This is a genomic window from Streptomyces sp. NPDC043176, from assembly GCF_056436715.1.
The window spans coordinates 462,237-474,718 of the sequence record NZ_JBWKCA010000002.1; the positions used below are offsets into that span (position 1 = coordinate 462,237).

General features: G+C 76.8%; 9 protein-coding genes. 5 read left to right on the forward strand and 4 right to left on the reverse strand.

The window, feature by feature from the left end; translation table 11 throughout:
* The first annotated feature begins 73 nt into the window (after positions 1-73).
* The 3 genes from AC067A_RS04640 to AC067A_RS04650 are packed head-to-tail and all read left to right on the forward strand — an operon-like array spanning position 74 to position 7,118.
* A complete protein-coding gene (locus tag AC067A_RS04640; RefSeq protein WP_478614460.1) occupies positions 74-1,228 on the forward strand; it encodes an ATP-binding protein in 1,155 nt (384 codons plus the stop codon).
* Entirely contained in the window at positions 1,225-5,112 is a 3,888-nt protein-coding gene (locus AC067A_RS04645; protein ID WP_478614462.1) for a vWA domain-containing protein, read from the forward strand. Before AC067A_RS04640 ends, AC067A_RS04645 begins: the two co-directional genes overlap by 4 nt.
* The gene (locus AC067A_RS04650; RefSeq protein ID WP_478614463.1) at positions 5,109-7,118 is read left to right on the forward strand and encodes a hypothetical protein; all 2,010 of its coding nucleotides are present in this window, start codon (positions 5,109-5,111) and stop codon (positions 7,116-7,118) included. Before AC067A_RS04645 ends, AC067A_RS04650 begins: the two co-directional genes overlap by 4 nt.
* 55 nt (positions 7,119-7,173) lie before the next feature.
* Here the strand turns inward: AC067A_RS04650 and AC067A_RS04655 are convergent, their stop codons facing one another.
* Positions 7,174-7,767 carry a CGNR zinc finger domain-containing protein gene (locus tag AC067A_RS04655; protein ID WP_478614620.1) on the reverse strand — a complete coding sequence of 198 codons (594 nt, stop codon included), beginning with the start codon at positions 7,765-7,767 and terminating at the stop codon, positions 7,174-7,176.
* An 81-nt stretch (positions 7,768-7,848) separates the two neighbouring features.
* Between AC067A_RS04655 and AC067A_RS04660 the strand changes: the two genes are divergently transcribed.
* Positions 7,849-9,072, forward strand: coding sequence for an MFS transporter (locus tag AC067A_RS04660; RefSeq protein ID WP_478614465.1), 1,224 nt, complete (start codon positions 7,849-7,851; stop codon positions 9,070-9,072).
* On the opposite strand, the gene AC067A_RS04665 is transcribed toward AC067A_RS04660, so the two are convergent.
* The 3 genes from AC067A_RS04665 to AC067A_RS04675 all read right to left on the reverse strand — a co-directional run bounded on the left by AC067A_RS04665 (position 8,996) and on the right by AC067A_RS04675 (position 12,143).
* Positions 8,996-9,334, reverse strand: a complete 339-nt coding sequence (locus tag AC067A_RS04665; protein WP_478614467.1) for an NIPSNAP family protein — start codon at positions 9,332-9,334, stop codon at positions 8,996-8,998. The genes AC067A_RS04660 and AC067A_RS04665 overlap by 77 nt on opposite strands.
* Before the next feature lie 48 nt (positions 9,335-9,382).
* Positions 9,383-10,765, reverse strand: a complete 1,383-nt coding sequence (locus AC067A_RS04670; RefSeq protein ID WP_478614469.1) for a cytochrome P450 — start codon at positions 10,763-10,765, stop codon at positions 9,383-9,385.
* 175 nt (positions 10,766-10,940) lie between these two features.
* Complete coding sequence (locus AC067A_RS04675; RefSeq protein ID WP_478614471.1) at positions 10,941-12,143, reverse strand: MFS transporter; 1,203 nt, start codon at positions 12,141-12,143, stop codon at positions 10,941-10,943.
* Here AC067A_RS04675 and AC067A_RS04680 point away from each other — a divergent pair.
* Complete coding sequence (locus tag AC067A_RS04680; RefSeq protein ID WP_478614474.1) at positions 12,142-12,408, forward strand: hypothetical protein; 267 nt, start codon at positions 12,142-12,144, stop codon at positions 12,406-12,408. The two genes, AC067A_RS04675 and AC067A_RS04680, sit on opposite strands and share 2 nt — an antisense overlap.
* Positions 12,409-12,482 lie beyond the last annotated feature (74 nt).

A 12,482-nucleotide genomic window follows, 5' to 3' on the forward strand; every position in this document is an offset into this window, starting at 1 on the left:
CGTCCCCACACCCCGTCCCCACACCCCGTCCCCGCACACCCCGATCCGAGCCCTACCCCGGAGGAATCCCCGCATGACCGTCACCGAACAGCCCGCGGCCGCCCGGCAGGTCCAGCCTGCCGAGGAGCGCCACGCCGCCGAGCTCGCCTTCCTGGCCGCGCAGGACCCGGGTCCGCGCCCGCCCGGCTGGGCGCTGACGCCGCGCGCGGTGGTCACGTTCGTCTGCGGCAGCGACGGGGTGGAGCTGGCGCTGCCCGGACGTCGGGCGGGGCTGCCGTCGAAGCTGGAGATCGTGCCGAAGTTCGTCGGCGAGCGCGCCCTCGTGGAGCGGTGCGTGGTCACCCTGGCTGGTGAGCGCGGACTGCTGCTCACCGGCGAGCCCGGCACCGCCAAGTCGATGCTTTCGGAGCTGCTCGCGGCAGCCGTCAGCGGGACCAGCGCGCTGACCGTGCAGGGCACCGCGGGCACCACCGAGGACGCGTTCCGGTACGGCTGGAACTACGCCCTGCTGCTCGCCCAGGGCCCCACCCCGCAGGCCCTGGTCGACTCACCCGTGCTGGCCGCCATGCGGACCGGTCGGGTGGTCCGGGTGGAGGAGATCACCCGCTGCCTGCCGGAGGTGCAGGACGCCCTGGTCTCCATCCTGTCCGACCGGCGCGTCACCGTGCCCGAACTGACCGCGACCGAGGACGCGGTGGTGGGCGCGGTGCCCGGCTTCACCGTCATCGCCACCGCCAACCTGAGGGACCGGGGCGTCTCGGAGATGTCCGCCGCGCTGAAGCGCCGGTTCAACTTCGAGACGGTGGAACCGATCGCCGACGCCGACGCGGAGGCCGTCCTGATCCGCCGCCAGGCCGTGGCGGCGGTGCAGCGGGCGGGCGCGGCCTTCGGCGTCGACGACGCCGTCCTGGACGCCCTCGTCACCGTCTTCCGCGACCTGCGCTCCGGCCGCTCCACCGAGGGCTGGGACGTCGAGCGGCCGGGCACGGTCATGTCCACGGCCGAGGCCGTCCAGGTGGCGGCGTCACTGGGGGTCGCGGCCGCGTACCTGCCCGGCGGGGACGTGCTCGACCTGCTGCCCGGCCACCTCCTCGGCGTCGTCCGCAAGGACGACCCGGCCGACCACGCGCGGCTCCTCGGCTACTGGGACGGCCCCGTCCGCCGCCGGGCCGAGAACGGCTCCGCGATGTGGCGCCGGCTCTGGGACCTGCGCGGGAGCCTGCGGTGAGGACCCTCGACCCCCGGTCGGCCGTCGACGCGCTCGCCGCGTCGCGCGCGCCGTACCTCCTCGGAGTCCGCCACCACAGCCCCGCGCTCGCCGCGGTCGTGCCCGCGCTCCTCGACGACGCGCGCGCCCAGGTGGTCTGCGTGGAACTCCCGGCCGACTTCCAGCCCTGGATCGACCACCTGGCCGACCCCGAGACCGTCGCCCCCGTCGCCCTCGCCGGCGCCGGGGACGGCGGACGCCTCTCCTTCTACCCCTTCGCCGACTTCTCCCCGGAGCTCGCCGCGGTGCGCTGGGCCCGGGCCCACGGGGCGGAGGTCGTCTGTTGCGACCTTCCCCTGACCGACCCCGGATGGTCCCTCCCCGGCATGGGCCGCGACGAAGGGCCCCACGAGGGCGGTGAGGCCGGGGCGGACGTGCCCGGCGCCTCCGCCGATGCCGGGCGGGCACGCGGCTCCTTCGCCGACGCGCTCACCGCCGCCGGCACGGGCCGCGACGGCGACGACCTGTGGGACCGCGCCGTCGAGGTCCTGGCCCCCGGCTGCTCCCCGGAGGCCGTGCGCCGCGCCGCCCTGGGCGTCGGCTGGGCCCTGCGCGCCGACGCCGCCGTACCCGCCACCGACCTCGCCCGCGAGGCCCGCATGCGCCAGGTGCTGGCCGAGGCCGCCGCCGGCGGTCGCCGGGTCGCCGCCGTGATCGGCGCCTTCCACGCGCCCGCCCTGCTCACGGCGGCCGGCCCGGACCTCCGGCCGGAGCCCGCGACGGAGCGCGTGGACGGCGCGCCTGACGAGGTGCCCGACACGGCGTCGGGCAGGGACGTTCCCGCCACGGGCCGCCCCGCTGCTGGGGATTCGGCCGCGGACGGGCCGGCCGCACGCGGTTCCGCTCCGGACGCGTCCGCCACCGACGGTCCGGCCACCGACGTTCCCGCCACGGGCCGCCCCGGCGCGAGTGGCCCCGGTGGGGCGCGGCGCGGGCGAGGCGCCCAGGCCGCGCCGGAGGCGGCGGTGACGTCCTTCGTCCCGTACTCCTACGACCTGCTCGACTCACGGTCCGGCTACCCCGCCGGAATCCGGGACCCGCTGTGGCAGCAGGCCGTGCTCACGGCGGCCGGCGACCCGGACGGGATCCGGGACGCGGCCGCCGCCGCGGTGACCGGGCTGTGCAGGGAGCTGCGCAGGGCGGGGCACACGGCCGGCACCGGTGAGGCGGCCGAGACGTTGCGGCTGGCGTGCGACCTGGCGACGTTGCGGGGGCTGCCCGCGCCGGGGCGGGGGGAGCTGCTCGAAGCCGTGACCACGGTCATGGGGCAGGGAGAACCCCTCGGCAGGGGAAGGGCGTTGGCCCGTGCCCTGGAGGCCGTGTTCGTGGGCACCGCGCGCGGACGGGTCAGCCCGCACGCCCCGCGCTCGGGCCTGGGGCCCTCCGTCGAGGAGGAGCTCACCGCGCTGCGGCTGCCGCGCCCGGAGGAACCGGAGCCCCGGGAGGTCCGGCTCGACCCGCTCCGTTCCGCGCTGGACGGCCGTCGCGAGGTGCTGCTGCGGCGCCTGCTGGTCATCGGCGCCTCGTACGGGGAACCCGTCGCGGTGGCCGCCACCGGCGACGGCACCGCGCTCGGCACCAAGTGGCGCCTGGCGTGGACCCCCGCCGTACCGGCGCGGCTCGACCTCGCCGGGGTGCGCGGAGTCACCGCGGCGCAGGCGGCCGCGGGCACGCTCGCCGAGACCGCGCGTCGCGAGGCGGCCGAGGGCGGCCCCACCGCGGCCCAGATCCTCGCCGGGCTGACCGACGCCGCCCGTTGCGACCTTCCCGGACTGGTCGACGCGCGACTGCGCGAGGCCTCCGCCGTCCTGCCCGACACCGCGGACCTGCCCGAACTCCTCTCGGCCCTCGACCTCCTGGAGGGCATCAGGCGCGGCCACTACCCGGGCGCCACGGAGGAGGCCCGGGACTTCGCCGGCGCACTCGGCGGCGAACTGCTCGACGCCGCCGTCCGGTCGGTCCCCGGTCTGGCCGGAAGCGACACCGCCGCGGACGCCGGTGCGCTGGTGGCCCTCGCGGACCGGGCGGCCGCCCGCCACCTGGGCCTCCGGCTGGACCGGGCACTCGCCGAACTCGCCTCCCACGCCTCTCCGCTGATGCAGGGCGCGGCCCTGGCCGTACGCGTGATGCTCGACCTGGACCCGGCCGGCGGGCTCGGCCGGCGCACGGCCGGCTGGATCGACGGGGCGACCACACCCGACACCCGACGGGCCCTGACGAAGCGCCTCGCGGGCCTCCTCACCGCCGCCGGCCCCCTGCTCCAGGCCTCACCGGACGCGCTCACACCCCTCCTCGACCGCGTCGACGACCTGGCCGACCAGGAGTTCCTCGACCGGCTTCCCGCCCTACGGGGAGGATTCGACGCGCTCGCCCCGGCGGCCCGCGACCGGCTCCTCGGCACGGTCACCGACCGGCTCGGCGACCGCCCCGACCTCACCCTCGACGTCCCGCCCGAGCTGCTCGCCCTCTGGACGGCGGCCGACGCCGCCGGACTCGCCGCGCTGAAGGCCCTGTCCCTGACCGGTTCGGACACCTTCGGACCGCCGGACGCCGCGACACGCCAGGCCCCGGCGTCGGCGCATCCGGCCGCTGCCGCGGTGACGGACCCGGCCGCCCCGCCGGAGAGGGCCGAGGCCGCCCCGCCGGTGACGGATCCGGCCGCCTCGCCGGAGACGGCCGAGGCCGCCCCGGCGACGGCGGGCCCCGGCGGCCGGGCCGACCGGCGGCTCGGTCCCGCCGACCGGTGGCGGCTGCTCCTCGGCCGGCACAAGGACCGGCTGACCGGCGACGCGCGCCGGTACGCGCGGGCCCTGGACGAGCTGTACGGCAGCGGGCACGGCGAGGGGGCCGGCGACGCGGACGGCGGCGGATCCGGGCAGGGCGGAGGACAGGACCCGTCCTTCCCCACGGCGCGGGAGTGGTCGCAGGAGCTGGAGGCCCTCTTCGGGGCGGAGGTGCGCGAGGAGGTGCTCGCCGAGGCGGCCGACGCCGGACGCGCCGACGTGCTCACGCAGTTGGACCCGGCGGCGGTACGTCCCTCGGTGGAGCTGCTGCGTTCGGTGCTGTCGCTGGCCGGCGGCATGCCCGAGGCCCGGCTCGCCCGGCTGCGGCCGCTGGTGAAGCGGCTCGTCGACGAGCTCGCCAGGGAGCTGGCCACCCGCCTGCGCCCGGCGCTCTCCGGACTGGCCACCCCCCGCCCCACGCGCCGCCCCGGCGGTCGGCTCGACCTCGCCCGCACCCTGCGCGCCAACCTCGCGCACAGCCGGCGCACGGGCGACGGCCGGGTCGTGGTCGTCCCGGAACGGCCGGTGTTCAGCACGCGGGCGAGCAAGGAGGCGGACTGGCGACTGATCCTGGTGGTCGACGTCTCCGGCTCGATGGAGGCCTCGGTGATCTGGTCGGCGCTGACCGCCGCGGTCCTGGGCGGTGTCCCGACCCTCTCCACGCACTTCCTGGCGTTCTCCACCCAGGTGGTGGACCTCACCGACCGCGTCGAGGACCCGCTCTCCCTCCTGCTGGAGGTCCGGGTCGGCGGCGGCACGCACATCGCGGCGGGACTCGCCCACGCCCGGTCGCTGATCACCGTCCCGAGCCGCACCCTCGTCGTCGTGGTCAGCGACTTCGAGGAGGGCGCGCCGCTCGCCGGACTCCTCGGCGAGGTACGGGCGCTGGCCTCCTCCGGCGCACACCTCCTCGGCTGCGCCGCCCTCGACGACGAAGGGGCGCCGCGCTACTCGGTGCCGGTGGCACGCCGGCTCGTCGCCGCCGGCATGCCCGTGGCCGCCCTCAGCCCCCTCGCCCTCGCCCGCTGGGTGGGCGAACGCCTCCGTGGAGAACCCCGTTGAACCCCGAAGACCTCCCGCCCGTCGCCCCCGACGTCCTCGCCGAAGCCGTCGAGCAGCTCAGCGCGCGCCTGCGCAAGAAGCTCGACGCCGCGATCGCGGCCTGCGCCGAGCACGCCGTCGCCTCCGCCGACGGCTCCGTCACCGTTCCCTTCGGGGAGGACGCGGTGGTCTCCCTGCGCCCCGCCCCGCCGGGCGCGATCACCCACGCCGAACAGGCCGTCTGCACCTGCCTCCTGGCACCCCGCTGCCTCCACCGGGCCGCGGTGCTCGGCGCGGCGCCGATCGCGGACGCGGAGCCGCCCGGCGGATCGGCGGAGGACGGCGACCCGGTGCCGGTCACCGAGGGAGCCCCGGTTCCTGCCGCCGAAGGAGCCCCGGCCGCCGAGGCCGCCCTGGTGCCGGGCGCCGAAGCCGCCCTGGGTCAGACCGCCGAATCGGCCCCGGGTCAGACCGCCGAATCCGCCCCGGGCCAGGCCACCGAAGCCGCCCCGGGCCAGGCCACCGAAGCCGCCCCGGCGCGGGCCGCGGGAGCGGTCGTACCGGTCGGCGCGCGTCCTGGCGCGGACGGGGGCGACGCGTCGAGCACCCTCACCTCGGCCCAGGTGCGGGCCGCGACCGCGCTGTGGGAGGCGGCCGCGGAGGCGCTGTCCGCGGGGGTGACGGCCGGTGGGGCGGTGGTCCAGGCGGAGCTGCTGCGGGCGGCGCACACCGCGCGGCTGGCCGGGCTGCCCCGTGCCGAGGCCGCCGCGCTGCGGGTCGTGCGGGGACTGCGGGCCGCGCGGCGGCGGGGGGAGGGGCAGCGGCTCGGCGACCTCGCGTCGGCCTTCCGGGAGCTGCTGGCGGGGGCGGCTCTGTCGGCCTCGGGGGTGGCCGGTCCCGGGGCGGTCGGTTCGACGCGGCGGGTGTACGAACAGGGCGGCAGCCTGCGGGTGTTCGGTCTGTGCCGGGAGCCCGTGCTGTCCGCCACCGGGTACGGGGGCGTGGCCACCCATGTGATGGGCCAGGACGGCTCCCGCTACACGGTGTCCGACGTGCGGCCGGGCGGCCTGGGCCGGGCCAGGGGCGCCGGCACCGCGTCCGTGGCGCTCGGCGGCGCGGTCCTCGACCACGCGGGGCTCGCGCGCGGGGGCCTGCGGATCGTCGGCGCGACGGTCTCCCCGGACGGGCGGCTCGGTGCGGGCCGGGGCGTCAGCGCGACGCCGCTGCGGGGGGTGGACTGGTCGGAGGAGCCCGTGGCGCCGCTGTTCGGCCGCCCGGTCCACGAGGCGGTGGTCACCGCGCTGGAGGAGCTCGCCCAGGAGGACGGGGCTCGCGAACCCGGACTCCTGGGCTGCGACGTGGAGGTGGTCGGCGCGGCGGGGGAGTACCTCGTGGCCAGGGTCGCCGGCGACGGCCCGCTCCTGCGCCTGCGCCCGGCCCACCCCCACCCGGAGCTGCCGCACGCGGCCAACCTGCGCCGGATCTCCGGGTATCCGGGGCTCGCCCTGCGGATCCTCGGCCGTCCCGATCCGGACCGGGCCGCCACCCTCCGTCCGCTGGCGGTCGGCCCGGTGCCGGGAGCCCCGTACACGCTGCGACTGCCGGAGGAGTGGCTCGGCCGGGCCGACCTGGGCTACGACCGGCTCCAGGGTGGCCACTTCCCGCGCGAGGCGCCGGAAACGGCCTCGCGCGGACCGGTGACCGCCGGTCCGGACCCGCTGGCGGACGCGCCGCTGTGGCGGGTGCGCCGGCTGCTCGAGACCGGTGTGGCGGGCGGGCGCCGCGCCCTCGCCGAGGCCGGCCGCGGCGCGGACGCCGCCGCCCTCCTCGTGCCCCTGCACCGCGCGGGCCTCGGTGGGGCCGCCCATCTGGCGGCGGCCCTCACCGCCGAGGCGGACCGCCGCCCCCGGGACGCCTTCGGCCGCCTCACCGACGCCTCGTCCGACGGCTACGCCCGTGCCTGGCTGGCCTCGGCGGTCCATCTGGCCGCCGCCGAACGCGCGTTGGTCCTGGCGTCCTGGACCTGACGCGACGGGCCGGACGGGCCACCGCCGACCCCGGCGCGGGCGAGGCGAGCCCGTCTCAGCCGCCGCCCTTGCGGGCGCGGAACGCGGCGGCCTTGGTGCGGTTCTGGCAGGCGGTGGAGCAGAACTGGCGGGCGGCGTTGCGGGAGGCGTCGACGTAGACGCGGTCGCAGCGGTCGGCGCGGCAGACGCCGAGGCGGCCGGCGAGGCTGCCGCCGACGGCGAGCGCCAGCGCGGTGGCGCAGGCGGCGCTGTGGCCCGCGGCGAAGGAGTCGTCGGCGCCGTGGAAGTGCAGCTGCCACGGGGTGCCGCCTGCGCCGTCCCCGGCGGGCGCGCGGTCCAGGCGGGGGCGGGCGCCGCTGTCGCGCAGCAGGCGGTTGACGGTGGTGGCGGCGAGGTCGGGGTCGCCGTCCTGCACGGCCTGGAAGACCTGGCGCATGGTGCGGGCGGTGGCGGCCAGGTACTCCGCCTCGGCGGAGTCGAAGGTGCGCGGCAGCGAGGCCGCGGTGCCGGCCACGGCGGCCTCGACCGCCTCGGGCAGGCCGGCGCCGCGGGGCACGGTGTGGGGACGGCCGCGGGACTCCCCGTCGGTCAGCGTGTTCACGAGCGATACGGCGTGTTCCAGCAGTATCGCCACGTGACTGTCGAACATCACTTGACCAGTCACTCCCTCGATGGCTAGCGTTCGTCACTGACATTACTCGATTCGACAGTCACTCGAAGGGGTGGTGGCATGCCGCGGACCGTATGGCTCCTGGTGGTGGCGCGGGGGGTCAACCGGCTCGGCGCCTTCTCGCTGCCCTTTCTGACCGTGCTGATCAGCGCGGACTTCGGGGCGGGCGTCACGACGGCCGGCCTGCTCTCCGCCGCCTTCGGGCTCGCCACGATCCCGTCGCGACTGGCCGGGGGCCGACTGGCGAGCCGCCTCGGCCGCCGTCGCACGATCGTGCTCGGCCTCACCGGATGCGCGGGCGCCCAACTGGGCGTCGCGGCGGCCCCGTCCCTGGCCGCGGTGGCGGTCTTCGCCGTACTGCTCGGCCTCTTCTTCGAGCTGTACGAGCCCCCGAGCCAGGCGCTGATCGCCGACGCGGTCGGCCCCTCCGAACGGGCCCGCGCCTACGGCCTGTTCAACGCCGCCCTCGCGGCCGGCGGCACCGGCGCCGGACTCGTCGCCGCCGCCCTGGGCCGCTGGGACCTGCGGTGGCTGTTCGTCGTCGACGCGGCCACCTGCCTCCTGTGCGCCCTGATCCTGCGCATCGCACTGCCCGCCGACCACGCCGACCCCCACCGCACCGCCCGCCGCGCGGTGCCGGAGGAGGCCGTGCGTCCCTGGCGGGACCGGGCGCTGCGGGCGGTGTTCCTCTCGGGGACGCTGTTCGCGCTGGTGACCACACAGATCACGATGGGTCTGCCGCTGACCCTCGCGCGGCGCGGCCTCGAACCCGCCGACGCGGGGCTGCTGTTCACCGCGTCGGCGGTGACGGTGGTCGCCGCCCAGCCGGCCCTGCGGCTGCGCCGACTCGCCACGCTGCCCGACTCCTCGGCCATCGCGATCGGTCACGTCCTGCTCGCGGCCGGCCTGGCGGGCTACGCGGCCGCGTCCACCCTGCCGTCGTTCCTCGCGGCCACGGCCCTGTGGAGCCTCGGTGACGTGCTCGTCCTCGGACGGGTCCTCACCGTGGTGGCGGACCTGGCGCCGCCGGGCGGAGCCGACCGCTACCTCGCCGCGTACGGCATCAGCTGGGGCGTCGCGACGGTCGCCGCCCCGGTCACCTCCACCCAGCTGCTCCAACACGTCGGCGCGGGCGCGCTGTGGGCCGGCACCGCGGGACTCTGCCTGGTGCTGGCCGCGGCGCAGCTCCGTGTGGTGGAGCCGCTCCTCACAGCTCCGGGGCGGCGGCCACCGGACCCGGGTCGAGGTCGAGCGGGCGCAGGAAGCGGCGCTCGTAGCGCCTGATGCAGCCGGTGGCGCGGGCCAGTTCGAAGGCGGCCCGGCACTCCGCGTCCTCGAAACTGGCGTTGCGGTAGACCTCGTACTCGGCGAGGCCGGGGAAGGAGAACAGCGCGTACGCGATGTCGCTGTCGCTCTCGCTCGGCAGGAAGTAGCCGTGGTGGGTGCCGCCGAAGCGGTTGACGAGAGTGACCCAGCGGCGGCCGTACTCCTCGAAGGCGTCGAGCTTGTCGGGGTCGATCTCGTACTTCAGGTGAATGGTGATCATGCCCTCAGTCTCGCCGACCTTCGCTCCGGGACGTGCCGGGGGCACGCGTCAGGGCAGCAGCCGTCCGGCGGAGGGCCCGGGGGGCGCGGCCGCCGCGGTGCGTGGCCGTGCCCGCATGTGGAGGTCGCGGAGTTCGAGCGTCACGGCGGCGGCGAGGCGGCCCCGGTGGCCCGGCACGTGTTCCAGGCGCCAGCGGGAGGCGATGGTCGCGAGCGCGAGGGTGGACTCGATCATGCTGAAGGAGTCGCCGATGCACTTGCGGGCGCCCGCGGCGAAGGGGAGGAAGGCGTGGCGGGGCGGCTGGGGGTGCGAGGGGGCCCAGCGGTCGGGGGCGAACGACCCGGGGTCGTGGTGGAGGTCGGGCCGGTGGTGGATGAGGTACGGGCTGTAGGCGACGCTGGTCCCGGCCGGCAGCGTGTACTCGCCGAGGTGGGTGTCGGCGGTGACCACGCGGGTGAAGAACCAGCCGGGCGGGCGCAGTCGGAGGGTCTCGTTGACGACGCGCTCGGTCAGGGGCAGGCGCGGCAGGTCGGCGTAGGCGGCCGGTCCGCCGTCCAGGACGGAGTCGACCTCGGCGTGCAGGCGCTCCTCGACCTCGGGGTGCCGGGCCACGAGGTCGAGGGCCGAGGACAGGGCGGCGGCGGTGCTCTCGATGCCTGCCAGGACGAAGGAGACGACGGTGTCGGTGATCTCGGCGCCGCTCATGCCGGGACGGTCGTCCTCGGGGTCGTGCGCCGAGACCAGTGCCGAGAGCAGGTCACCGTAGTCGGCGCCGTCGGCGCGGCGCCGGGCGATGAGGTCCTGGACGGTGTCGTGGAGGCGGGCGCGGGCGGCGAGGTGCGCGCGGTTGCCGGGGGTGGGCAGGCGATCCAGCGGCGGGATCAGGAACATGCGCTGGTAGAGGCTCTTGACCACGGTGGTGACGTCGTCGACGAGCTGCCCGTGCGCGGTCGCCGGCAGAGCGTCGGAGAACAGGGTGGCGGTGATGACGCGGGAGCTGGTCTCCATCATCTCGGCGGGGACGTCGAGGACCTGACCGGGAGTCCAGGAGTCGGTCGTCTCCTGGACGCAGCGGGTCATGGCCCGTGCGTAGTCCGGAAGCCGCGCCTGGTGGAAGGCCGGCTGAGACAGCCGCCGCAGCCGGCGGTGCGCCTGGTGCGGACACGAGACCACGCCGTCGCCGATCACCTCGCGCAGACGGTCGTACAGCGGTCCGCCCTTGTCGAAGACGCGGTCGTCCAGCAGGGCACGCCGGGTCAGTTCCGGATCGCAGATCACGATCATCGCGAGGGGACCGAGCCGGATGCGGACCAGGTCGCCGTGGGCGGGCAGCGACGTCAGGAACGCCAGCGGGTCCCGCAGCAGCGGTACGACGTGCCCGATCAGGGGCAGGCCACGGGGAGCGGTGGGGATCGAGCGGAAGTCCTTCATGACGCGCCGCGGCTCCTCTCGGGGGGGGTCCGTTCACGCGTCGTATCTAGCGCAACCCTCACGCGGCATATGCGTCCGCCAGGGGAACGGGCAGGTCAGCGGCCATCACCCGGATGGCTGCCGGGTTGACGGCCCAGGGGTGTCGTCTCGATCCGGTAGGTCCGTCCGGGTTCCCTCAGCCGCGCTCCGCGGCCCCGGCACGCACCGGGCGGCGGAGGAGGTACGCGGCGGCCGAGGCGACGAGCAGGAGCATGAAGGCGGTGAAGACCAGGCCGGCCCGCTCGAGCCCGAGGGGGTCGGAGAGGAGACCGACACCGATGACCGGGATGGAGATGCCGGTGTACGCCACCAGGAAGAGCGTCGAGATGACGGCCGCCCGCTGCTCCGGCGGGGCGGCCCCGGCGACGGCGGAGAGCGCGGCGCGGAAGGAGAGGCCCTGGCCGACGCCGCCGACGACGGCGGCCAGGACCACCAGCGCGAGCAGTTCGGTGGCGAGCGCGCCCGCCAGGAAGGCGAGGCCGGCGAAGAGGACGGCGCAGCCCAGGGGGAGGGAGCGGGCCACGCCGACGCGGCCGACGACGAGCTGGCCGGCGGTGGAGGCGAAGAAGGCCAGGGCGACGACCAGGCCGCTCACGGCGTGGTTGTCGACGTCGAGGTAACGGGCGAGGAAGGCGGGGCTGACGGAGGTGAAGACACCGAACAGGGCGAACCCCGCGAAGGCGGCGATCGCCGCCGGCACGAAGACCGGGCGGACCTTCGTGGGCAGGGCCGGCCGCTGCGGCCGTACGGCGGACAGGGGCCGTCGCTCCCGCACGGTCTCCGGCAGTCGCAGCAGGACGACGACCGACACGGCCACCAGGGCGAGGTGCACGGCGAACGGCAGGAGCAGGGGCTCGGGGGCGTACTCCGCGAGCACCCCGGCGAGCAGGGGGCCGCAGCCCAGGCCGCCCATGTTGGCGGCGGTCGCCACGAACGTCGCCCGGGCCGCGCCGCCCGGCGGGGCCAGGTCCATGACGTAGGCGGTGGCGGCGCCGGTGAACAGGCCGGCCGACAGACCCGACAGGAGCCGGCCCGCGTACAACCAGCCGAGGCTGTCGGCGCAGAGGAAGCAGACGGCGCTGACCGCCGCGAAGCCGAGGCCCCACAGCAGGACCGGCCGTCTGCCGATCGTGTCCGAGGCGTTGCCCGCGAGGAGCAGGACCCCGATGACCCCGAAGGCGTAGACGGCGTACACCACGGTCACCGTCAGCTCGGAGAAGCCGAACTTCTCCTGGTACAGCGGATACAGCGGTGTCGGCAGCGTCGTGCCGGTCATGCCCACCACGAACACGGCCCCGGCGAGCAGACACCGGAGCCACCCCTGACGATCACCGACCATGCCGTCGACCGTATCCCCGCCGACGGCACCCGGCGCGGTGAGCACCCGGGGACGATCAGGCCGCTCGCTCGCCCCGCACGTCCGCGCGGACCACGAGGAGGGGCGCGGCGCGCTGACGGCCGACGGAACCCGGGAGGAGCCGGGCGAAGCCGCCGCGGCCGGGGCGGCCCACGACGAGGAGTCCGGCGCCGGCCGCCGCCCCGGTCAGCGCCCTCGACGCGGTGCCGGCCCTCCCGTGGCTCCGGACGCGGCGTCGGTGAGGTGACCCGGGACCGCCGTCCCGTGGCTCCGGACGGGTGGTCGGTGGCCCAGGAACGGGGACCGCCGTCCCGTGGCTCC